At 43.0% G+C, this 22,761-nt stretch carries 23 protein-coding genes and 2 pseudogenes; 15 read left to right on the top strand and 10 right to left on the bottom strand.

What is annotated here, in order from left to right:
- Window positions 1–68 precede the first annotated feature (68 nt).
- The 3 genes from OGV98_RS20990 (at window position 69) to OGV98_RS20980 (ending at window position 3,265) form a co-directional block, all read left to right on the top strand.
- Complete coding sequence (locus tag OGV98_RS20990; RefSeq protein WP_106902697.1) at window positions 69–1,016, top strand: DNA cytosine methyltransferase; 948 nt, start codon at window positions 69–71, stop codon at window positions 1,014–1,016.
- Window positions 1,013–1,945 (top strand): DNA cytosine methyltransferase, encoded by a 933-nt coding sequence (locus tag OGV98_RS20985; RefSeq protein ID WP_106902696.1) that lies wholly within the window; start codon window positions 1,013–1,015, stop codon window positions 1,943–1,945. Before OGV98_RS20990 ends, OGV98_RS20985 begins: the two co-directional genes overlap by 4 nt.
- A 63-nt stretch (window positions 1,946–2,008) precedes the next feature.
- Entirely contained in the window at window positions 2,009–3,265 is a 1,257-nt protein-coding gene (locus tag OGV98_RS20980; RefSeq protein WP_286552071.1) for an HNH endonuclease, read from the top strand.
- 219 nt (window positions 3,266–3,484) lie between these two features.
- Here the strand turns inward: OGV98_RS20980 and OGV98_RS20975 are convergent, their stop codons facing one another.
- The gene (locus OGV98_RS20975) at window positions 3,485–3,655 is read right to left on the bottom strand and encodes a hypothetical protein (RefSeq protein ID WP_286552069.1); all 171 of its coding nucleotides are present in this window, start codon (window positions 3,653–3,655) and stop codon (window positions 3,485–3,487) included.
- Between the two features lie 407 nt (window positions 3,656–4,062).
- On the opposite strand from OGV98_RS20975, the gene OGV98_RS20970 reads away from it, so the two are divergent.
- A complete protein-coding gene (locus tag OGV98_RS20970; protein WP_286552067.1) occupies window positions 4,063–5,148 on the top strand; it encodes a DUF8606 domain-containing protein in 1,086 nt (361 codons plus the stop codon).
- A gap of 549 nt (window positions 5,149–5,697) precedes the next feature.
- Here OGV98_RS20970 and OGV98_RS20965 read toward each other — a convergent pair.
- Both OGV98_RS20965 and OGV98_RS20960 read right to left on the bottom strand, forming a co-directional pair.
- Entirely contained in the window at window positions 5,698–6,498 is an 801-nt protein-coding gene (locus tag OGV98_RS20965) for a hypothetical protein (RefSeq protein ID WP_286552064.1), read from the bottom strand.
- Window positions 6,499–6,865: 367 nt separating this feature from the next.
- A pseudogene (locus tag OGV98_RS20960) lies at window positions 6,866–7,469 on the bottom strand (tyrosine-type recombinase/integrase).
- A 290-nt stretch (window positions 7,470–7,759) separates the two neighbouring features.
- Between OGV98_RS20960 and OGV98_RS20955 the strand changes: the two are divergent.
- The 3 genes and pseudogenes from OGV98_RS20955 to OGV98_RS20945 all read left to right on the top strand — a co-directional run bounded on the left by OGV98_RS20955 (window position 7,760) and on the right by OGV98_RS20945 (window position 12,057).
- Window positions 7,760–9,205 (top strand): FRG domain-containing protein, encoded by a 1,446-nt coding sequence (locus OGV98_RS20955; RefSeq protein WP_286552124.1) that lies wholly within the window; start codon window positions 7,760–7,762, stop codon window positions 9,203–9,205.
- Window positions 9,206–9,293: 88 nt separating this feature from the next.
- The gene (locus OGV98_RS20950) at window positions 9,294–9,935 is read left to right on the top strand and encodes a hypothetical protein (protein WP_286552062.1); all 642 of its coding nucleotides are present in this window, start codon (window positions 9,294–9,296) and stop codon (window positions 9,933–9,935) included.
- Between the two features lie 960 nt (window positions 9,936–10,895).
- Window positions 10,896–12,057: pseudogene (locus tag OGV98_RS20945) on the top strand (IS30 family transposase).
- 128 nt (window positions 12,058–12,185) lie between these two features.
- Here the strand turns inward: OGV98_RS20945 and OGV98_RS20940 are convergent.
- The 5 genes from OGV98_RS20940 to OGV98_RS20920 all read right to left on the bottom strand — a co-directional run bounded on the left by OGV98_RS20940 (window position 12,186) and on the right by OGV98_RS20920 (window position 14,694).
- Window positions 12,186–12,758 carry a UCP030791 family putative phage-derived protein gene (locus OGV98_RS20940; protein WP_286552059.1) on the bottom strand — a complete coding sequence of 191 codons (573 nt, stop codon included), beginning with the start codon at window positions 12,756–12,758 and terminating at the stop codon, window positions 12,186–12,188.
- Window positions 12,759–12,856: 98 nt separating this feature from the next.
- Complete coding sequence (locus OGV98_RS20935) at window positions 12,857–13,078, bottom strand: hypothetical protein (RefSeq protein ID WP_286552055.1); 222 nt, start codon at window positions 13,076–13,078, stop codon at window positions 12,857–12,859.
- 9 nt (window positions 13,079–13,087) lie between these two features.
- A complete protein-coding gene (locus tag OGV98_RS20930; protein WP_286552052.1) occupies window positions 13,088–13,393 on the bottom strand; it encodes a hypothetical protein in 306 nt (101 codons plus the stop codon).
- 204 nt (window positions 13,394–13,597) lie between these two features.
- Entirely contained in the window at window positions 13,598–14,176 is a 579-nt protein-coding gene (locus tag OGV98_RS20925; RefSeq protein WP_023326606.1) for a rolling circle replication-associated protein, read from the bottom strand.
- A 278-nt stretch (window positions 14,177–14,454) separates the two neighbouring features.
- Window positions 14,455–14,694, bottom strand: a complete 240-nt coding sequence (locus tag OGV98_RS20920; protein ID WP_004129359.1) for a helix-turn-helix transcriptional regulator — start codon at window positions 14,692–14,694, stop codon at window positions 14,455–14,457.
- 453 nt (window positions 14,695–15,147) lie between these two features.
- Here OGV98_RS20920 and OGV98_RS20915 point away from each other — a divergent pair, with 453 nt between their 5' ends.
- The 8 genes from OGV98_RS20915 (at window position 15,148) to OGV98_RS20880 (ending at window position 20,644) form a co-directional block, all read left to right on the top strand.
- Window positions 15,148–16,245 (top strand): hypothetical protein, encoded by a 1,098-nt coding sequence (locus OGV98_RS20915; protein ID WP_286552048.1) that lies wholly within the window; start codon window positions 15,148–15,150, stop codon window positions 16,243–16,245.
- A 98-nt stretch (window positions 16,246–16,343) separates the two neighbouring features.
- Window positions 16,344–17,237: a GTPase family protein gene (locus tag OGV98_RS20910; protein WP_286552047.1), complete on the top strand. Its 894-nt coding sequence runs from the start codon at window positions 16,344–16,346 to the stop codon at window positions 17,235–17,237.
- A gap of 284 nt (window positions 17,238–17,521) precedes the next feature.
- Entirely contained in the window at window positions 17,522–18,199 is a 678-nt protein-coding gene (locus OGV98_RS20905; protein ID WP_117101813.1) for a hypothetical protein, read from the top strand.
- Window positions 18,200–18,294: 95 nt separating this feature from the next.
- The gene (locus OGV98_RS20900; RefSeq protein WP_224232208.1) at window positions 18,295–19,116 is read left to right on the top strand and encodes a DUF932 domain-containing protein; all 822 of its coding nucleotides are present in this window, start codon (window positions 18,295–18,297) and stop codon (window positions 19,114–19,116) included.
- A 70-nt stretch (window positions 19,117–19,186) separates the two neighbouring features.
- Window positions 19,187–19,660, top strand: coding sequence for a RadC family protein (gene radC, locus OGV98_RS20895; RefSeq protein WP_286552041.1), 474 nt, complete (start codon window positions 19,187–19,189; stop codon window positions 19,658–19,660).
- Window positions 19,661–19,675: 15 nt separating this feature from the next.
- A complete protein-coding gene (locus OGV98_RS20890) occupies window positions 19,676–19,897 on the top strand; it encodes a DUF987 domain-containing protein (protein WP_004129348.1) in 222 nt (73 codons plus the stop codon).
- Window positions 19,898–19,917: 20 nt separating this feature from the next.
- Entirely contained in the window at window positions 19,918–20,268 is a 351-nt protein-coding gene (locus OGV98_RS20885) for a type IV toxin-antitoxin system YeeU family antitoxin (protein WP_286552038.1), read from the top strand.
- A gap of 34 nt (window positions 20,269–20,302) precedes the next feature.
- The gene (locus OGV98_RS20880) at window positions 20,303–20,644 is read left to right on the top strand and encodes a TA system toxin CbtA family protein (RefSeq protein WP_224232207.1); all 342 of its coding nucleotides are present in this window, start codon (window positions 20,303–20,305) and stop codon (window positions 20,642–20,644) included.
- 223 nt (window positions 20,645–20,867) lie between these two features.
- Here OGV98_RS20880 and OGV98_RS20875 read toward each other — a convergent pair whose 3' ends face one another.
- Both OGV98_RS20875 and symE read right to left on the bottom strand, forming a co-directional pair.
- Window positions 20,868–21,740 (bottom strand): phosphorothioated DNA-binding restriction endonuclease, encoded by an 873-nt coding sequence (locus OGV98_RS20875; protein ID WP_081366016.1) that lies wholly within the window; start codon window positions 21,738–21,740, stop codon window positions 20,868–20,870.
- A 152-nt stretch (window positions 21,741–21,892) separates the two neighbouring features.
- A complete protein-coding gene (gene symE / locus OGV98_RS20870) occupies window positions 21,893–22,255 on the bottom strand; it encodes an endoribonuclease SymE (protein ID WP_048219798.1) in 363 nt (120 codons plus the stop codon).
- Between the last annotated feature and the right edge of the window lie 506 nt (window positions 22,256–22,761).

Below are 22,761 nucleotides of genomic sequence, written 5' to 3'. Positions count from 1 at the left end.
CTATAAAGTAGTTCCAGTTGGAAGCGCTTTGTGTTAATTTATCGGGTTAAATTTTTGGAGTTGAGAGTATGATGAAAGTTGTTTCATTATTTTCAGGAGCTGGCGGTCTTGACCTTGGTTTTAAAAACGCCGGTTTTCAAATCGTCTGGGCAAATGATATTGACTCTGACGCTGTACAAACATATAAAAAAAATATTGGCGATCATATTGTTCTAAAAGATTTGTCTCAGGTTGATATGAATGATATCCCTGATTGTGATGTTGTTATCGGAGGGTTTCCTTGCCAGGGATTTTCTCAAGCTAATCTCTTAAGAAATAAAGATGATGAAAGGAATCAATTATATTTAGAGTTTCTTAGGGTTGTAGACGCTAAAAAACCTAAGTTCTTTTTTGCGGAAAATGTACGGGGTATTTTAAGCCTAGATAATGGTACGGCTATAGAAAAAATCGAAAGTGATTTTAAAGCGTTAGGCTATAAAGTTAAAAAACAGCTCTTCAATGTGGCTGATTATGGTGTGCCTCAGATGCGATACCGAGTTATTATCGTTGGTGTTAGAAACGATGTAAATATAGAGTATATGTATCCACTGCCAACGCACACCTCTCCTAAAAAAGTTAATAAAATGGGGTTAGCTCCTTGGGTAAACATCGGTGATGCTCTTAATGGCATTCCCGAACCCGATTCTAATTGTGATTTATTGAATCATGTATACTCAGCCTATAAAATAACAAATAGGAATTTCACAGGTCATAGGGAAACAGATCCAAGTAAACCTTCGCCTACAATTCTTGCAAGAGGTAACGGTAAAGGTGGGGTTTGTGCTATTCAGCATCCCAAAAATCACCGTAGAATGTCTGTTAGAGAATCAGCAACAATACAAACATTTCCTTTAGATTATGAGTTTGTGGGAAGTATGACATCTTGCTATCGGCAGGTTGGTAATGCTGTTCCTGTTTTATTTGCTGAGTCTTTAGCCAAGAGTTTAAAAAATATTATTGTAGGTGATAATAAATGAAAGTTGTTTCATTGTTCTCAGGCGCAGGGGGATTAGACCTTGGTTTAAAACTGTCTGGGCTAGATATCATCTGGGCAAATGATATCTATGAAGATGCAGTAGATACCTATAAGAAAAATATAGGTGAGCATATTGTTCTGGGTGATGTATCCAATATCAGTTCATCTGAGATACCGAATTGCGATATTGTGGTTGGCGGATTTCCATGTCAGGGGTTCTCTGTCGCAAATATGAATAGAAAGTCTGAAGATCCTCGGAATAAATTATATTTAGAAATGGTTCGTATTATTCGAGATAAGAAACCATCATATTTTATAGCTGAAAATGTAAAAGGTATTTTATCCTTGGATAAAGGTCTTGTTATACAAAAGATAACAAGTGATTTTGAATCGTTAGGATATAATGTTAAATACAGTCTTCTAAATTGTGCTGATTATGGTGTTCCACAAACTCGAATGAGAGTCATTATATTAGGCGTAAGGAAAGATTTGCCTGATATTGAAAACTTTCCACCGCCTAAGACTCATGAAAAAGATGGGATAAATCTACCTAAATGGATTTCTGTAGGCCAGGCCTTGAAAAGGTTTACTGAGCCGGGGGGGAATAGTGAGTTCAAAAATCATGAGCATTCGTTGTATAAGCTTACATTCAATGGGCATCTAGGACATAGGTTTATGGATCCGGATAAACCAGCTCCGACAGTAACAGGTCGTGGAGATGAGAAAGGTGGTGTAGTTGTATTACACCACCCTAATAATGAGAGAAGAATGACTGTCAGAGAAATTGCGGCAGTTCAATCATTCCCGGATGACTTCTTTTTCTGTGGTAGTAAGACGTCTGGATATCGACAAATCGCTAATGCTGTCCCACCAAAACTAGGTTTAGCCTTAGGTAAAATGTTAACTGAGCATCATAAAACGATAGAATAGCAATTGCCCTTTCCCTTCCTTGTCTGATAGTCTCAACAAGTGTTTAGTCAAGGAGGGGGACTTATGTATTCTTTTGTTAAACCATTTCCTCAATATCGTTGGAGATGGGCTTCGATGACACCATCCGAAAGTTTGAATATTCCAGAAGTCTACTTTGGCTGTTTACGTGTTCTTTCATTGAATGAAGGTGAACATGTAAACAGTAAACATGTTTTTGAATTACTACAAAAAGTAGAAAAAGACATTAAGGATTATAATGACTTAAACGTGTCATTAGCACGTTCTGAAAAAAGGAACCTTTTTAGAAACTCCGGTCAGTATTGGAAAAATACGGGTACCCTGTTAAGCACAGAACATGGAATAGAACTGACTGATTTTGGGCGTTCTTATTCTTCAGGGCTAATTACTAAAGATGAATTTTCTGCTATTGTAATTAAGAGTATGGAGCTTCCTAATCCATTTATTGAAGATGATGAAGTTATTTCTGAGTGGTATCATGAAGGTGTTAAGATTAAACCATTAGAACTAATTTTATGTATTATTTATCACCTTTACAATTTCAAATGTGAACATGGATATTTAACCACTAAAGAGTTAATTGAAATAGTGATACCAATGGCTGGTAACAAAGCCACCGCTTATGACATCTTTAAAGTAATACTTGATTGTCGACATGGCACAACTTTAGGACCTGATTCTTGGATAGCTAATGAAAAATCTAATGATAAAAGAATAGCCAGGGAGTTTCTGTTTTTTCTCGAAAGTTATGGATATTTAAATTCGAGACAATCTCAGAATGAAAGGGCAACCAATCTAAATCAAGAGTTTTATCTAACAGACTACCAGTATTCTTTAGCTAAATCACTCATTGATTCTCCTGAAATATCATATAAATCAATGTCGCCTGAACAAGCTGTACCGAAACTTGCAGAAGCTACGGAGGTAATCGCTAGAAGACGAGTTCTCACAGAAATCACTTTACGACCAAAACAGGCTGAGTTCAGAAGAAAGCTGATGGAGGCATATTCAGGGAAATGTTTATTGTCTAATGCAAGTGTAAGTGAGGTACTTCAGGCATGCCATATTATCCCTGTGAAAAACAGTGGTAATGATTCTGTTGAAAATGGTTTTATTTTGCGCTCTGATCTCCATCTTTTATACGATTCAGGCCATATAAAAATACATGAAGATGGCACAGTTACATTATCTGATTACTTGAAAAAAGACACTTTTTACAGCAAAACCTTACCCGGTAAGATAAAGTTACCGTCATTCCTTAATATTGAAAACATACGAATTAGGAATGAATATAATATGTGATATGTATATAGAGAACCACAAATGTTAGTCATTGTAAATGAATGGCATTTGTGGTTTTAGCTAAGTTTTACATATTACTTAAATATTATTTGTCAATGAATGAGAAGCAAAGTGGTTGTTAGGTAGTATCCTGGGGGGGAATTTATAAAACAAAAACAATTAGATGAAAAGTATTTTAGTAATTAGTTGCTTTTGGATATTTAAAAAAAGTATTTGCCATTATTTTTCAACAAGCCTCTTTATTAGGGTTTTGATGTCTGAGTTTTTTGCGTCATACCAGTTTTTAATTGTTCCAAGGAAATTATCGCGGTCTGATTCTATTTCATTTTGGTTGTATTTGATTAGCTCTTCATTTAGCTTAGCTTGAACTTCGGTATCGGTTTTAAACACATCTCCTTCCGGTGATATAAACCATTTTCAAGAAGTAAATATGCAAATACTTTAAATGGGCCTGGCTATTTATCTTTGCGATCAAATGTACCATATAGCTCATCTTTGTACAGCATCACCGCTGCCCATCCTCGAAACTCCCCTTGATGCTCAAGCGCACTCACTTAGTGCATTACAATATTCAACCATGGTACAAAGGGGCATTGACCTGCTCCCCACAGATTGATGCAGGTAGATGTTGGCAACGTCGGCTCTTGGCACGCAGCGGACATTGTTGACTGAAATGAAGGTCTGCTGTGAACGAGGAGCTGACGTTGCGTACTATCTTTTATGGTCATAGTAGTGTAGGCATCCCGCTGAATATGGCATATTCATGTGTAGTAAACGTTTGAAAGGAGATAGCGCCAATGTTTCGTGTAGATATAATAAATAAGACACTAATCAAACTGAAACCAACAAACTTCTCGGAACTTGGGCTGAAGGAACGTTTCGATATTCAGGAATGGATCGAAAAAAGCCCGACTATTTTAGGTGAGGAACTACTTGTCATTGGCAAAGAGGTCATTCTTGCCTCTGGTAAGCGCCTTGATTTGCTTTGCGTAAATAAATCGGCAGCACTTGTTGTGGTTGAATTGAAACGGGATGATTCTGGCTCGTCCGTTGAATGGCAGGCAATAAAGTATGCATCGTATTGCTCAAGTCTCTTGCCCGGCGAGATTTTTAAGCTGTACGCGTCCTATTTAAACAAGTCTGAATTTGATGCGACTAAAAAAATTGAGGAATTTATTGATGCTGACATTGAGTTACTTAATGCGAAACAGCATATTATTTTGGCCTCAAAAGAGTTTAACTCTGAAGTCATCTCCGCAGTATTATGGTTGCGAGAATATGGCATAGATATTCAATGCACTCGGATTGCTCCATTTATCGATTCTGATGGTGAGCTATTTATCAAGCCGGAAACAATTATTCCGTTGCCGGAGGCTAAAGATTATATTGAACGAAAAGAAGTTAAGCAAAGAACAATTGCTTCTAATCAAGATGAATGGACTGGTAGTTGGTTCGTGAATGTGGGCGAATGCGAATATCGAACTTGGGACGATAACAGACAATTTGGCTTTATTGGAGCAGGTCAAGGGAAGGTGTATTCATCAGCACTTAATCGTCTTGCAGTTGGTGACAAAATTTATGCTTACATGAAGGGATGCGGTTACGTCGGCTTTGGGGAAGTGACCAAACCAGCGGTTATGATTCGCGATTTCATAACTGATTCGAATGTTCCTCTACTCTCCGCAGGATTGAAAGCGGAACACCCAAACGCAAACTCTGACAATGAAGAGCTTTCCGAATGGGTTGTTGGTGTTCGTTGGATCAAGACTCTTCCGAGAGAACAGGCGAAAACATTTTCTGGCATCTTCGCGAACCAAAATATCGTCTGTAAATTGCGGCATGGGCAGACATTAAAATTTGTGCAATTTGAATTCGGTCAGTAAGCACTGATTTCAGCGAAATTCACTGTTGGCATTAAGCGAACGAGTTGGTTGAGCTGAAGATCCGCTATGAGCGAGAAGCGGAAGTTGGCGTCTTAAACCAGTTGCACAAATTTACCATCTTTAATTATTTCGGTGATTTCTAGCAAAGTTAACCAGCTCCTCGTTGATTAGTACACCCTGATATAAGTAACGTCTTCATTAGCAACGTGTAGGTATTCCCATAAAGAAGCGTTTTCCCTACGAAAAGATCATCAGTATTCTACGCTAGGGCAAATCAAGGGTGGGGTGGGAACTATTAGCGACCAACCCACTTTCTACAACTAGCACAGGAAGTTTGGGGTCAGAAGTGAAGTGACTTAAGTTATATGAAGAGGAGAAAGCCCACCTCAGGAAGGCTCCCCGCTCAACATATGTTCTACAAAATTAACGCGATGTTGGTTTTGAACGAGGAGCTAGATTTCGAATATAATTCCTACAACTGATGAAGGAAATACATGGAACTGCAAAATGCTAATCAAATTTCGAAATATTCAAATATCTAAGTTCAATTCATTTGTTTAAAGAATTGACCGCTCTACCTAGAACACCATTTGGAGTGCCGCTATAGATATTTTCCACTACAAGTTTAGCAGATTGAGTTGCAAATAAAAAAAGTGTATGTAAAGTGTCTTTAATAAATTCACGGTCTAATTTAATTATACTGCCTAAATTCGCGCTGGCATCGGTTTCGCGCAAATACTTCCTGTCAATCTTACCGTTGTTATGTGCAATAATATTTCTTGCTGCAATTATCTTCTTTAGTTTGTTAAGTTCTGCCGTGCAATTATCCTTAAAGAATGAACCAAATTCCAATTTTGCTTTATCTTTTTCAAATACATCCAAAGGATTCCCATAAAACACTCCTCGAATTTTCTCTTCAACTAATCTTTCTACCATTTCATCTTTGTTGGAACAGCTAAGCATTAATTTTAAAAGTTTTTGATAACCAGTATTGTTGCTGTCATCTTGAACTGATGTTAATTTATTTGGTAAGTCTAAATACACCAATTCGATCAAGTCAGACATGTAGTCTTCAAATATTAGAACAGCCTCAAGTAATGTCCGTCTAAAATTACCACGCCGTTCCAATGAACTTAATGCACCATAGGTGTTATCTTTATCAAGTGTTTTAGTATTTTCATTTCTAAAGGTATCAATTGTTAAGGTCGGCAACCGATCGTTTTTTATTAAATCCTTAATTCGGGGTGTGTAAAACTCTATAATTAAAAAAGATTCCCATACGTCTTTTAGATCCTTCTGAAATCTCTTATATCTTACATGTAATTTCGGTAAGCTTTTTGATTTATCCATTGTCATTGCTCCATTTAACTCAACATGTTGATTTTGTTAGGGAATTCGAACAGCATATCCTTTGTTGAAGTGAATCAATACAATACCTCCGCTATGGCCCCGCGTAGCGGGGAGGACCTTAACCTACCACTCCAAGATAACTCAACACTCTCTCAGGATAAGTGTTCGTAAAAGTCATCTTAAGTTAATCACTTAAAAATTCAATGATGTAAATAAAATCTGTCTATTCGATGAACCTTGCTTGGATAAATCCATATCAGCTTCGTAGTTAGATAAGAGTATGACACGACTCGTTTGAGTAGGAGGAATTGTAAATACATAGTATGTCCGCTCCTGGCACAGGGCTGTTATTACAGTCCTGATAACCTTAGACTTCAATCGATTCAGAGATCTCTAACGCATCATCTACTTCAATGCCCAGATAACGGACTGTGCTTTCCAGTTTCCTATGGCCCAACAGAACCTGGATCACCCGAAGATTCTTGGTTTTCTTGTAGATCAGGTAAGGTTTTGTTCTTCTCATGGAATGTGTGCTGTAAAGCGAATCTTCGAGACCAAGCTTTTCTACCCACCCATGAAAGATTTGGTTGTATTGCCGGGTTGAAATGTGCTCGTTAGTTCCGATCCGAGATCGATACAAGAAGTCTTTATTGTGCAAATTGCCAAGCTTTATCAATGCAGCAACAGCTTCTCTGGTCATTTTGGTTATCTCAAATTGCACAGGGCTACCGGTTTTCTGTTGCAAAACCGTTGCTCTGCTTGAAACAGAGCTACCATATGCAACATCAGATACTTTTGGTTTGACCAGATCACAGCCCCGAAGCTTACTGTCCAGGGCCATATTGAACAGAGCTAAATCGCGCGTTTTACCTTCCAGCTCAAGTCGGATTCGGATCCCCCAGATATGAGATATCTGAAGTGATCTTTTTTTGGCCGATGATACGGTCTTTGTTCCACGGTGACGTGTTCATACTCAAATCTCCTGCAATGTGGGAGATTTGAGTATGGTTGTCCCTTATGAGCGAGGAGCAGGAGTTCACAACTGTCATCGCCATTTATAATGCTCTACTCACCTTCCCGTATGTTAACCGACAGGGAGTAGGCCAGTTATTACGCAGTGGTATCTCTAGGAGTGAAGGGAGAGGGAACGGTTCAGGATTTTGTTTGATGATGCCGTACCGCAGTATTATAGTGAGATATCCCAAGGGTATTAAGTCATGCCAGAGTTAGTTACCAACAAAAGGAACATCGATTGTTTAATATGATAATGGAAAGTCTTAACACAGACTGGAAAATGGTTGAGGGCGACCGGGGAAGTTCAAATTTCCCGCTATCTCGTTTTCTTGAATCCACACCTTCAGATATTTCGCAGAAAATAGTTCCTGTTACAGACGACTCTCTGAAAATATTGGAGGGAACATATGTATTATTTATCAGCGAACTTCGCAGTAGACAAATAGAAGAATCTGAAGAATATTTTGATTACATTGATATCAAAATCGGAAAAATCCATCGATTGAGTCTTTCTAATAAAATGGTGCATTACGAGTTTACATTACTTCAGGATTACGGCGAAAGATATGTGAGTAGTGAAAGTAAGCTTAGTGAGGCTTTAGATGTCGATATTAATAACTTCGGACTTACCAGAACTCATTGGTCCATTAAAAATAAAAACCTTCGTGAAGTTTTAGAGAAGGTAAATGAATCTCTTGTGCTACCAATAGATATCCCTTTAGCCCTAGTGATTACAAACACCCAATTAGGTGCGATTGGGAGTCATAGAAAGAATAAAGAAAGTATAGACAATCTCCAAGATTATATTAAGTTAATTCTGGAAATGGAATCCAGTGATGAAGAAGAAACATTTTATCGTGGACATTCAGACCACGAATACCGGCTCGAGCCTTCTATTTTGAGGAAGGATAAGAAGACAGGCGAATACACGCATTATTTTAACGAAAGAAATTTAAACAGTGAAATGCTAACCGTCCAGCCCGGCGAGTTTTCATCAGATAAATACATGTTGGATAAGTTAGTGAGGATGCAACATTTTGGGCTTCCTACCAGACTGCTAGATTTGACTTACAACCCCCTAATCGCCTTGTATTTTGCATGCTCTTCAATAAAGAAAGATAAAGAGGGTAAGGAAATAGACGGTGAGGTCATCATTCTAAAAACTAATAAATCACAGGTTAAATTTTTTGATTCTGACACGGTCAGTTGCATCACAAACTTATCAAATCTGAGTAAAGAGCAGAAGAATGAGTTGACCAAGGCTATTGATATTTCGAAGGATAAAGCTAACAATTACTATATTGGCCGGGAAAAAACCGATACCTATCGTAGGGACGTTATAGACAAATTTAATGAGGTAGGAGTCTGTGGTCATCTTCTTCATTGTATTAAAGATGAGAAACCTTACTTTAAAGATAAAATAAACCCATTAGATTTGGGAAGGATATTATTTGTACGCGGTAAAATTTCGAATACGCGTATTGCGTCCCAGTCGGGAGCATTTTTACTTTTTGGAATGGATGCTGCATTACAGGAGTCTGGGGACAGTGAGGTTTCCGTGAAGAGGATATCTGTAACCAACAAAAAACACATTATGGATCAACTGAGTATACTTAATATTCACGCCAGTACAATTTATCCGAGCCTAGAAAAATCAGCAGAAGAAATCAAAAATAAGTACTATATGAAATAATTGATTTTGGTCGAAGCGGTCTATCTGATTTATTCATTATGAATTTTGTAGAAGCTTAACAAAAAGTATAATCATTATGGGTATGAGCATGAACAAACCAACAACCAAAGAAATTTATGACTTTCTTAATGAAGTATCTGGATTAGTGGTACATTTCTCGGGGTGTCCAAAAGGTATGGGACGTGAAACTAACCTTAATTACCCTGATGATTTAAATAAAATAATTAATGGTGACGTACATGGCGGAATCTCATGTTCATTAATTATACCAGGAGATGTTTTCTCTTTTTGCCCGGATGAAACCAACGCTATCGGGGCTATTGGTGTCATCGTCGGGTTTGATGAGGGTGGGTTAGTAGCAGTATCGTCTAAAGATTGTGGAAGTCATACGGATGATAATTACGTCCGACATACTGATAAAAAAGATATAAGGATAGAGGATCTTAGAAGTTCTTTGACCGAACGTCAAACTTATAACGAATGGATTATCCAACAAAATAAAATAATCGGCATATTTGTATTTAATACTACTTACATCCCTGTTACTGGATATGAGCAAATTGAAGGGAGTGATAAATGTGTACTTGGATTTATATATCCAAAATTTGATGAAGTCAAAGATACATTCAAAGGTTTGAACATATACACATTTCTAAATGGGAAGATTGTACAGCTAGACCACGACACCGGAGAAATTGTTGAGATAACTCAGGAAAAATTTTATCATTAACTGTGGCAGTTTAGTAATTACGAGGATTTTCTTCAAGTTCGAAGACGGCATTGTTCCACTGTCGTTAGCGGGTATTGTGACAATATTCTGCTGGAAACGGGCCAGACCAGTGAACGTGGCCCGCCTAGCGGAGGAAAGGGAGTGTTAGTTCTCGGGAGGGATAGGTGGAATTTTATTGTTTGGTTGGTCGTTGGTAGCCTACACTGCGACTCGGATTGTCAACGACCCGCCGAAAGATATGCTCGAAAACAGACGTAAAAACCTCCTGCTGGCTGTTTGTATTAGATTGTTTTTTCGACTCCCAGCATGCGCACCTCATGTTCCGACATCTAGTTATCCGTAGCCTCCGTATGCCCGTCTGATTCGGTAAACACAATAATTTCATGAACGGGGTTAAGGCTCGCCTGATATTCAACAGATTTCAGCAGTTCAGGGCTTGGGAACATCAATAAATACACCGCTTCCGGCAGATAAATTTTATTCAGGGTCAGGGGTGATTATAAACTCAATTTCCGTCCGTTAACGGAGATAACCTGATTTAACTTAAGTTTATTAATAATTTTTTTCAAAGATGCGTTCTAGTATTTGATCGCAGTGTGATTTTGTTCACGCACAGATAAACCTCACACTGATGGTGTTCGGCTCGGTCAGTAGCATATTTTAAGATGCTTCCGTGCAGCCCGTTCATAAGCTCAGAAAACTCACGCTGCAATATCACCCGGTCAGTCATTTTAGTTCCTTTTGATGAATGAATTTCGCCCGTCCGGATCAGCACAGTGCGACCGGGCGTCAGATTACATGGTTCATGCATAATAGGCGTTTTACCGAATACTCGCAAAAAGGGAGCAAAAAACTGCCTCGCTGTGATATTAATGCAAAGTACAATCGCTAGTATCCGCTCTTGGCTGTGAGTTCAATGAGTCGATGCAACGCTATCCTTAATCAAGGGGGGACGTTGCCATGAAACGAAGAACTCGGATTAACTACACGCCAGAGCAAAAGGCAATTATCTGGGACAGATATAAGCAAGGTGATTCTCTACATGATATCGACAGAATGTTCGACAGATATCATTCTTCCATTATGCCCACTATCCACCAGACAGGTGGCTACCGTCCTCCCGTGCGAAAACGGCACCGATTAGCGCTTTCGCTTGATGAAAGAGAGGAGATATCCCGAGGACTGGTAGCAAAACTCAGTATCAGGGACATTGCCGCCAAATTATCAAGAGCGCCCTCAACGATTAGCCGCGAGGTCAGGAGGCACGGTGGTGCAAAACAATACCGTGCATCAAAAGCCGATGTTACTGCGTGGGAAAATGCACTGAGACCAAAACCTTGCAAGCTAATTGAAAGCCCCGCATTGTGTAAAATCATTGCAGAGAAGATGCATCAGGACTGGTCGCCGGAACAGATCGCCGGTTGGCTGAAACGCTGTTATCTGGATAATCAGGAAATGCATGTGTCACACGAAACGATTTATAAAACGCTTTTTATACAAACCCGGGGGAGCATTAAAAAAAGAGCTGCAGCAATGCCTCAGAAGCGGAAGAGCAGTGCGTAGATCCAGAACGTCATCGCTTAAAGGGAAAGGATTAGGGTCAATCCCGAATACGATACCTATCAGCGAAAGGCCACCAGAGGCGGCTGACAGAGCCATTCCAGGTCACTGGGAAGGTGACTTGATTCAGGGCTCGAAAAACGCCTATATCATCACCCTCGTAGAACTTCATTCCCGTTTTGTTATGCTGGCGAAAATCAGAGACAACAAGACCATAACGGTTATATCTGCACTCATCAGATAAGCCCGGGAATTACCTGCTGAGCTTTATAAAACATTAACTTGGGATCGTGGCGCTGAAATGACCAGCCGCACACGATTTACTATAGCGACAGACATTCAGATTTATTTTTGAGATCCTCAATCTCCCTGGCAACGTGGCTCAAATGAAAATACGAACAGATTGCTCAGACAATATTTTCCAAAAGGAACTGACTTATCGGTTCATAGCCAACAAAGACTCAACAGTGTTGCCAGTCAGCTCAACGAAAGGCCGAGAAAAACGCTAGACTATGAATCACCCGCAGAACGGTTCAATAAGTGTGTTGCGTCCATCAGTTGAACTCACAGCACAAAGCAGACGTTAAACGGGATCTGAATCACTCAACAAGTGATCTTTAAAGTCAAATAAGAAAAAGCTCGATACATAAGGGGTAGAACTTCGAACTCAGAAAAAATGGGATGTAATAATTACACTGTCGAACAACTCTTGGCAAAAGCAACAGGTGAGGTCATTTGCAATGCTGCATCTCGTAACTCTGCATAACGTTTATCGAAAGCTGCTGGCATCGTTCTCTCTGCCCGATGTGCTTTTATTTCCGTTAAATCCCCGCCCGGTTCTACTTCACGCCATGCAGCCACCAGCAACGACATGACTTCCTGAATTCCATCCATTGCTGAAGAGTCATGTCGGGGATGACTGCAAACAGCCCGATTGAATAGCATCATCATCCGACATGTTGAAATACTTCCAGCCTCCCACAACCAGCGAAGAAGCGTAGGTTGAGACGGTTTACCCGCTTCGATACGCTTCTTTGAGTAGTCGCTTATAATGCAATACGTTTCAGCATGAAAACGCAATAATTGGGCACTATCATGTCGTACTTTGTCACAGAAACCGGAACTACTCTCCTGAACTGTAAAACCCAGCGCAGCCAGCCGTGGATAATGATCAGTCGTCTGCTTCAACACACCACGGATAAGCATGACATCGTTACCACCAGAGTTTGTCCTCGACGCTCCATTTTCAGCGTAATTATTCATCGGTTTCTCTTTCAAAAATGTAAGTTAGGGTTGGCTTTTTAAAAGGAGTAAGGCAAGCCAGATAAGTCGTTTTCTGCTTTTGACGCGGGTTACTTCGGTTAGGAACATTCCACGTTCGGGCATGCCATGAAATCGGCTGATGCCATAAAGGTTTCATCATGCAAAAAATGCGATACCTGCCCGTTCGGGGCAAGGACCAGCACTACCGGACTCTTGCAGTGGAAGCAGTACAGTTTCCAGAATGAGGGGTAGCGAAAATCTTCTGCATTGACCAGATTCCCCCATTCATCGACCGCGCATTTAGTCGATTGTTGTTTCATACAGATACCTCAAAATTTTGCCTGGACAGGGGATGCAGGCAAATCACCGCACCACTGGCCTTCTGGTAAAACTCTGCTGATGTGTTGCTGAAGACCTTCACAGGCCTGTTGAAACTTGCAGGTATCGGCAGAACTTGCCCGTCGGCAGTAGAGCAGTGAGGCTTTACTTAACTGCTCAAGAGCTCTCAAACGCCAGCCACGCCGCTCGGCATCACTGCAACATCCAGCCAGGCTATCCCGGCAGATCCTTAGCCGGGTGATGTGTAAACGGTATTCCGCCACTTTTACCGCGATTGTGTTCTCTGGCTGTTTCATTTTTGATTTCCCTTGTTTGACAGGTATGAGAAATACCCGACAGGTGAGCTGCCGGGAATAAATGGAGTTGTGGAATAGTTGATTCAGTAAAGGTCGGAACGTCAGGCTTCCAGGGGCAGGTTCAGTCACGACTGCGAGGACATTATTTGTCGCCGTAATAACGGGGTTTGTACAGGATGCAGAGCCAGTTGCGTAGCCGTAGCATCAGGGGCCTGGCTTACGTGGACGCCCTGCCGCTGAGCGTGGAGGAACGTCATTACAGCCGTATGCACACAAACCTTCTTTTTGTTCTTCCTTAGCCAGATAGCTCAGAACATGACGGATATTGTTAATGCTTTCCGGATCGTTATACCGAACAGGTATATTGATATTTCCAGAATACTGCGGCCGATATTCACATCGGTGCGATACGCCGTCCCGGTGCGTTATTTCCTCCCAAAGTGTATTTGCTGTAAGGGCAAAGGGATAAGAGTGCTGTGTTTTTTGTCTGTCCAGCCAGAATACGACATGTGCATGGTATCTATGTCGTTCAGTCCATTCGACAACCCAGAAATAGCCCACCACACCTTTCTCTTTTGTCATTTTCTCCATTAGTTCACGCAAGTCATGTTCAAGTGTTTGGTGATTTAAGTGTGAATACCTGGCACTTTCCTTTTGGTAGAAAAAATCCATACGTAATGCCAAAAGGCATGAGTATCTGTTTATCATTTCATCGATGTGTGCATTAAGAACTGAAGCCAGGAACCAGTCTTCATTAAAATTTCTATCTGAATTTTTGAGCATAATTATTCCACTGCTGATGATGAGAGAGGCCAGTGCAAGCACTAATTTAATGATGTTTCATGCAAGACTTTTCTTTAAGGTAATGCTGAGCCGATACTTAAATTAATTATTGCTTTAAAGACGAGACTGGTTGTTCCAATAGTATTTGCGAGGGTGTTTAAAAGAGACATTGACAGTAAGCGGTGAATATAAGAACAAATGAGAGTGAGTATAATTATATTAAAAAACCTATATTAAATTACGTAACCTTCCTGTGTAAAACACCAACACTAAAGGTTCTAACCTCGAGATGCTTGTATTCTATCCAGCATCCATTTTTCCACTTCGCTTTTTAGCCAGCGTGAACTGCGACCCAGTTTAATTGGTGCAGGGAACGCATTCTCTGAAATTAATCGGTAGAACCATTTGTCTGTCATGTTTGTATAGGCGGTGATGAACGTCATATCAACGAGCTGATCATTCAGTAAAGATGTGGTTGTCTGGGTGCTGGATGATATCGGATGAGTTTTGTTTGTCATGGAAATGCTCCCGCAATTTAGAGTGATGTCGGGAGAGGGCCTGTTGCCATCGATGGAGGAACGGGCATCCTTCTCATACCATTAGCTGATAAGTAGAAAATTACATCAGCTGGTTTTCACCAGCTAGTAGTGCTATCAGTACATAACGTGTCCGGCTCTGTAACGTCTGATAATAAGAACAGAACTGCCGTGAGCTACGTTCGCGGAGCATGTGACAATGTAAAACATACTGAATCCCTGCCACAAATTTCTGTATGCTGTACAAGTTTTATGAATGATCATTTTTACCTGGCAAACCGCTGAAAGTCCCTTTTTTAGAGGTTAGCGTCGATTTTACTCTTACAAAAAACTTACAATTTTCGAGCTATTTTCATTCAAAATGAAAACTTGTTTACTTCATAATCGATTCATTGTAAGTACTATTTATGGTGGATTTTACTACAGGAGGTAACGGTGAGTGATGGTGATAATGAGAATTATTATCTAAAAAGGATTGGTAAACTGGGCGCTGAAGAATTAGCAAGGCCAGAAGAATCTCCTTATGAGGGAGGGAACCGCTTTACCAGTCCTGAGAGCAAATTTAGTGTCGATTCTTTGCCAGAAGACGAGTCTGCGCAGGCAGCCGAGGATTGTGATATTGAAGACAGGACAGGAGAAACGGCCTCAGGCAATCCGATATCTGAAAGCAGCAAAAACGCCACTGGGGCTGATGAAGCTATTAAGCGTTTGATGCAAAATATACAGGCTGGGGAAAAACGCAATGTTAAAAGTAAAAGTCTTCATGGTGGAGATTCTTCATGTCTACAAGACGTCGATTTAAAGTGGTTGAAGGGGGCGGTTAATTCACGTGCTATTTTTTGGTTTTGGGCGTATATACGAAAAGCCTCTGCGCGGGAGCTTTGTTTACCTGAAAACACTGCGGGGTTAATTCCGGAATGGGATCGAAAAGAGGAAAACTTATACTCTTTTTTCAGACTCCCTAGTAATCCAACTAGTTCAGCTGAAAGAAGCCGGGTGATTATTACCTTCATGAATGAACTTTCTTGTTCCCTCAGTCCAGAACAAAGTAAGAAAACATTCGATTATATTCGTGGTATCTGGCTTGTTTTTAATAGTCAGGTTCAAAGCCCCAAATGGTTAAAGAAAAATGATAACGAAGCCATTGAGTGGGCGTGGTCATATTTGTCAAGGAAAAAGGATATAAAAATAAATGTTCTGTCATGGTTCAAACCAGCAGATCTTAATGAGCGATATATTGGTGTAATGGGCGCGATTGATTGCTGGGCCATCCCGAATAAATTGGATGTGGGAAATTATAGAAAATTTCTGGATGACAAAGATGCACTTCTAAAAAATATGAGGGATTCCTTTAAGCAACGAAAAAGAAGGTCTGGAAAAAATGATTTGACAATCTCTGCCAAAGCCAGCAAGGAATTATCTGAGTTAGCAGTGGCACTTGATAAAAAAGAGATTAAAATTATTGAAAAACTTATTCATGATGAGTATCTAAGATATAAAAGCAAACTTTTTGATTACAAAAATCCATCCTAAATAGGTAACGATAACTCCAAAAAATATAACGCCTACATTACTCATGTGAGTCGCCGGGAGAAAAATTTCCCGGCATAGTTTTTTCACAGGAGTAAATCATGCCTCAAATCCCCGATCCGCAGGATACCTGTGATGCGGTGCGTACCTGTCTCAATCTCTTACCCCGGCAAGCTACTGAACGTATTCTGTCCCGCCTCAAGGAGGCGATTAACTATGAACCCGTTATAGGCATCATGGGCAAAAGTGGTGCGGGCAAGAGTTCATTATGCAACGCGCTTTTTCAGCAACCCGTCTGTCTGACCAGTGATTTGCTAGGCTGCACCCGGGAACCCCAGCGTCTGTTACTCACCGTTGGTGAGCGCAGCATGACACTGGTGGATTTGCCTGGGGTGGGCGAGACACCGGAATATGACGAGGAATATCTGGCGCTCTATAAGGCGTTGCTGGTAGAGCTGGATTTGATTATCTGGGTACTGCGTGCCGATGACCGTGCCCGGGCAACGGATATCACGGCATACAGGGCACTGATGGAAGCCGGTGCCGACCCTTCACGTTTCCTGTTTGTACTGACTCAGGCCGACCGCATTCCACCCCTCAGGGATGGTGAGCCCTGGCAGGCATCACCTTCTTCTGAGCAATGCCTTTCACTGGCTGCAGTCAGTGCGCAGGTTGCCGGTCAGTTGCCGTCCTCTTTCCCGGTCATGGCTGTCTCTGCACATACCGGCTATAACCTGCCCGCCCTGGTGGAGTTGATTGTGCATGCCTTGCCCGTACAGGCCAGCAGTGCCGTGTATTGCCAGCTGAAACCAGAGCATCAGACCCCGGACACTGACGCCGCTGTACGGCAGCAGTTTGGTGAGGCAGCGGGTAAGGCTTTTGACTCGGTGATTAATCCTGACCACCTGCCTTCTGTCTGGACTGCTCTGTTAAGGTGTCTCCGACAAAAATTAGTGCAACTTGCCACGACATTATGGGACCGAGTATTTGGCTGAAATCTGCCGCTTTACCCCTCAATTACCACATTCAAAAAACAGTATATTGATCTGTAAAAACGATCGATAATAGAATATCGATCGTTTTTATCTATTAAAGTATCGATGTATAAGCCCCCTATTGATCGCTTTTACCTATCAAAGCAAAGGGATATTTCTTTCTCAAAAGTGTTCATGAGCACGACGAACAGGGACGTTGACGTGATGGTCCGGATACAAAGATGCATCAGGTTCTGTGTACCGCGTCCTCCGTTGCCGCTTCTGATTCATTAATAAGGTGACATATGAAAATTCAGACCGTGATTGCACTTGTTTTGTCAGCCATTTCGGTTTCTGCTCAGGCGGGTAACTGGGCTGTGAAAAACGGCTGGTGCCAGACGCTGACCGATAATGGTCAGGCACTGGTGATGCTGAAAAACAACACCATTGGCATCTTTGGTCAGTTGCAGGGCTGCCCCAATGGCCCGCAGGAACTGATGGGGAGTCGCATCAGTGTAAACGGCAATCTGGTACCCACATCTCAGTTGTGCAACCAGCAAACAGGATTTAAGGCTGTTGAGGTTGAAGGTGGGCAGGCACCTGCAGCCGCCAGAAAGGCAATTGCTTCGATTGCAGGTCAGGAAACATCGACCCTTCAGGTCTTTGGTGCGCAACTGACATTCACCCGTGGGGACATGATGACGGTCTGCCCGAAATACGTATCTGCCCTTGATGCCAGTGCCGGGAGTCGAGCGCCGGAGATTAACAAAGGCTCAGTCATGAAAGCGGCCAAAGAGGCGTACACGAAAGAGTATGACCGTGACACGGCTGAGGCCGCTGATTTTGGCAGCTACAAAGTGGAGGGAAATACTGTGGTTTATGAGGTCTACAATGCCGGGTATCGTACCTACGATAAGGTGGTGGTGACCGTTGGTGCTGATGGTAAGGCCACCGGTGCCAGGGTTGAATACATGGGGCAATAACGTCTTATCCGCCACGCCATTTTTAATGTTAAAGGCCATGTTCTTTCGGGAGCGTGGCCTTTTCTTTTTATACCGATAAACACACAAAGGAGTGAATTATGCGATTAGCATCCCGCTTTGGTGCGGTGAACCTTGTTCGCCGTGACCGCCCCTTAACCCGTGATGAACTTGCTCACTATGTTCCCAGCGTGTTCAGTGAGGAAAAGCATGAATCGCGCAGCGAGCGCTATACCTGCATCCCGACCATCACTCTGCTGGATAACCTGCAGCGCGAAGGTTTTCAGCCGTTCTTTGCCTGCCAGACCCGTGTGCGTAACCCCGACAAGCGGGAACACACCAAACATATGCTGCGTCTGCGCCGCGAAGGGCAGATTACCGGTAAACAGGTGCCGGAAATTATCCTGCTTAACAGCCATGACGGTTCTAGTTCATACCAGATGCTGCCGGGACTGTTCCGCTCGGTCTGTCAGAACGGACTGATTTGCGGCGAGAGCTTTGGAGAGGTGCGAGTGCCCCATAAGGGCAACGTGGTGGAAAAGGTTATCGAAGGGGCTTACGAGGTGCTTGGGGTGTTTGACAGGGTGGAGGAAAAACGCGACGCCATGCAGTCACTAATGCTTCCGCCACCAGCACAACAGGCACTGGCGAAAGCTGCTCTGACATATCGCTTTGGCGAGGAGCATCAACCTGTGACGGAATCACAGCTATTGGCCCCTCGTCGCTGGCAGGATGAGTCCGGAGATCTCTGGACAACTTATCAGCGTATTCAGGAGAACCTAATCAAAGGTGGTTTGAACGGTCACAATGCAAAAGGAGGACGCACACATACACGTGCAATTAAAGGTATTGATGGTGATGTGAAGCTGAATCGAGCTCTGTGGGTGATGGCAGAAAATATGCTGCAACTCGTCTCATGAACGATATCTCCGTGTTTGTTTATAGCCCTGTAGCTGGTTGTTACGGGGCTTTTTCTTTTAAGGAGCCACCATGTCCGAACTGATTTTACCTTCGGTCTTCCCGATGAATGAACAACGTACCATCCGTTGTGCCCTGCGATTACTGGAGAAATATCAGCGGCAGCCAAGTGAGTCGTTCCTAGCCGCTAGTTTCGCGAAAAAATGGTTACAGCTCTATTTGGCAAAGCAGGAGCGCGAAGTCTTTGTTGTTATCTATCTCGATAATCAACATCGTCTGCTGGAGCATGAAACGCTCTTCCTCGGCACGATTAACCATACCGAAATTCATCCTCGCGAAATTGTGAAATCTGCACTACGTCATAATGCAGCTGCGGTAATCATCTCTCATAACCACCCCTCTGGCATTACCGATGCCAGTAAAGCTGACAGAGCTATTACGTCCAGGATTAGAGAGGCGCTGGGTCTGGTCGATGTCCGGCTACTGGATCATTTCATCATTGGTGATGGTGAAGCGTTGTCGTTTGCTGAGCATGGATGGCTATAAGAAGAGGAAGGGCTAATGAAAATCATCAGTAAGCGTCAGGCGATGGCAATTTATCGTCTGCATCCTGAATCCCGATTGTTTCAATTCTGTACCGGGAAATATTGCTGGTCCGGGAGCGTCTGCCATTACTACGGTCGTGAAGTTCCGGATATCAAGGGTGTTCTGGCTGTCTTTGCCGAGCGACGCAAGGACCGGAACGGACCGTATGTCTCTCTGCGCAGCGTCACTCTCAATTAACCTTATTAAAGGAGCATCAGATGTCGAGTAAGACACTGACAGTGAATGATGATACCGCTGAGCCCTGGTGGGGGCTGAATCGTAATGTCATTCCTTGTTTTGGTGCACGTCTGGTCCAGGAAGGTAACCGCCTACATTACCTGTCTGACCGCGCCAGCATAACAGGTCAGTTCAATAAAGCGGATTTGCTCCATCTTGACCAGGCATTTCCTGTTCTGCTGAAGCAGACGGAGCTCATGCTTACTAGCGGCGAACTGAATCCCCGACACCAGCATAGCGTCACCCTCTATGCAAAGGGGTTGACCTGCGAAGCTGATACGCTGGGTTCCTGTGGTCACGTCTATATCTCCATTTATCCTACTCAACGCTAATTAACTTTAGAACTCACTTTTACGAGAACAACTCATGAATACTTTACCTGCAATAAACCAGTGGGCTGTTCAGTTATGCCCATCGCCCGTAACTATCTGGCAAACGTTGCTAACTCGTTTACTGGAACAACACTACGGGCTGGCGCTGAACGACACACCGTTCGGTGATGAAAGCGTCATTCAGGAACATATCGATGCCGGTATTACACTCGTTGATACTGTTAACTTCTTGGTGGAAAAGTACGAGCTGGTTCGTATCGACCGCAGGGCGTTTGGCTGGTTGGAACCATCTCCATACTTGCGAGCTGTAGACATTCTGCGAATGCGTCGGGACATGGGGCTGTTGCGAGGCTGCAACCACACTGCAGCAATGTGAAACTTGCAGACATCCTCCCGATAGTTAAAACATCCCTGGCTGAAATGATTCTACCCAGTATAATCGCTGCATCATCTTTGAGTTGATTCAGATACTTTGTTATTCGCTGATTTTCAAAAGAAAGTAGTTGAGTATACAACTGAGTATACATATGCAACTCATTGGTTGTTAATCACTTAAAATTCAGTTGATTACCATTGAACGGCGAGTCCGGCCTTCGCACTCACCCTCTAAACACCTCTTTCCTGTGCCACTCCACAAACCCTTCTTGTGGATAATTTTCGCGCATCATCGGTAGAGCAATCTCCTTCCCGTCGAAATCCCAGAACAGTCTGCCCACCATGCCGCTGCCATTTACTGCGGGCGACACTTGAACTCGCATACTTTCATCCAGGCCAATCGAACCTTTATCAAAGGCTTTATGGTGAATTGCACACAGCGCCAGGCCGTTTGAAATCTCGCACGGGCCGCCGTGCTGTTTCCATTTGATATGGGCGGCTTCCAGGGCGACAGAGGTGCTGTCGTGGCGCATATTGAAGCCACAAATAGCGCATTCATAGTTATAGGCACGCAGAACCTGCTGGCGGAACAATGGGTCCCGCTGTTTGCGGATTTGCAGGATATCAAATCCCAGTTCATCCGCGATCTCTTCCTGAATGCTTTCGGTGAAGTGCGCCTCGAGGATTTGCTGGGCCAGGGCGTTGATGAGGCTTTTGCTCTTTTTCAACTGGGCAAAATGCTGTTCATCAAAACCTCCGGCAACGTTGTGCGTTACCAGTTCCCCGGCAGGGGGCTGTTTGCTGCTACCGGATGTTGAACAGTGCTCGGCGTTTTGTAGCTCCCAGAACCCATCTCCCTGTAAGCGCCAGAAGGGCATATCCGGGCGGTATTGCGCGCGCTGTGGTCCAAATCGCTCCAGCAGGCTATGCAACGGGTCGCGAACCTCCGAACCGTAGTCAAACAGGCGACCGTGACCCTGCTGATAACCCGCCAGCACATGAAGCAGCAGCAGGGGCTTGTGCGGCGCGCGCTGCTCGCCTTTACGCCAGATGGTGATGTCGGCAATTGCCTGTTGCAGGGTTTTACTGGAAGTCATTGATTTCATTATCAGGTAAATAATTGCGATGATGCTCGCAAATTATCACCTGATCAACAGGTGTGAGGCCGATACACTATCGATGTCACTTTATCGCTTACCTGTAAAAGCTCAAAAAGGCGCCCGCAGGCGCCCCAATGACAATCACACACTCACCCCTTCAACGCTTTCCCCGCAATCACCCCGATAAACTCCAGTACCTGCTTTTGCTTACGCGCGGAGAGCTTTTCCACGGCGCGCAGGGATTTCATCAGTTCTGACTCTTCGGGGTCGGCGGTGCGGGCGGTTAATACGATGCAGCCTTGCATTACGCGAACATCAACGTCGGTGCCGGTGTCGAATCCGGCGGCTTTCAGCCACTGGCCCTTCATCACAATGGACGGAAACCGAACGTACTTCACCGGAATACGGCTGTAATCAGGATAACGGCTCGCATAACCCACCTTCAGGCGACGGTTATCTGCGGCGTGGACTTCTGGATCAAATGAAACTGCAATACAATGCGTATCAGTCATGGCTGCTATTCTCTATTAATAGTTGCTGTGATTAGCGATGCGGAGGTGTTGGCGCACCTTCGCATCGCGCTAATAAAACCCCTGTAAATTACGCCAGTATCCAGGGGGAAGTCCAGATGTAAATAAGATGAAATAAGCGCGAATAGCACGCTTTCGGAATAAATAGAAAACGCCTTCACCCCAATGAATCCGGTATTATTCACCGTATAAATCCATTCTCATCCAATCCGCCAAATACCTGCCATTTCCAGAAAATAATGCTCCTCTGCATCTGGCCAAAAATGCGATCTCACTCACTGAAGCAAATAGCAAACTCTGAAACAACACGGTTTTGTACACTTTGCTTTACACTTTTAGTGATGTGAATCACAAATATCACTCCGTGAAGTGATCCGACTCTCACAAAATGAGGTGTACTCATTCACCAATACATTATGCGCCCAGCCTGGAAAGTTATGTTTTCAGTATTTCCACTCTCCGCAGACACACTACGACGAATGACAAAT

Source organism: Citrobacter sp. Cf136, from assembly GCF_030333815.1.
Lineage (GTDB): Bacteria > Pseudomonadota > Gammaproteobacteria > Enterobacterales > Enterobacteriaceae > Citrobacter > Citrobacter freundii.
This window is presented reverse-complemented; position numbering and strand designations above follow the sequence as displayed.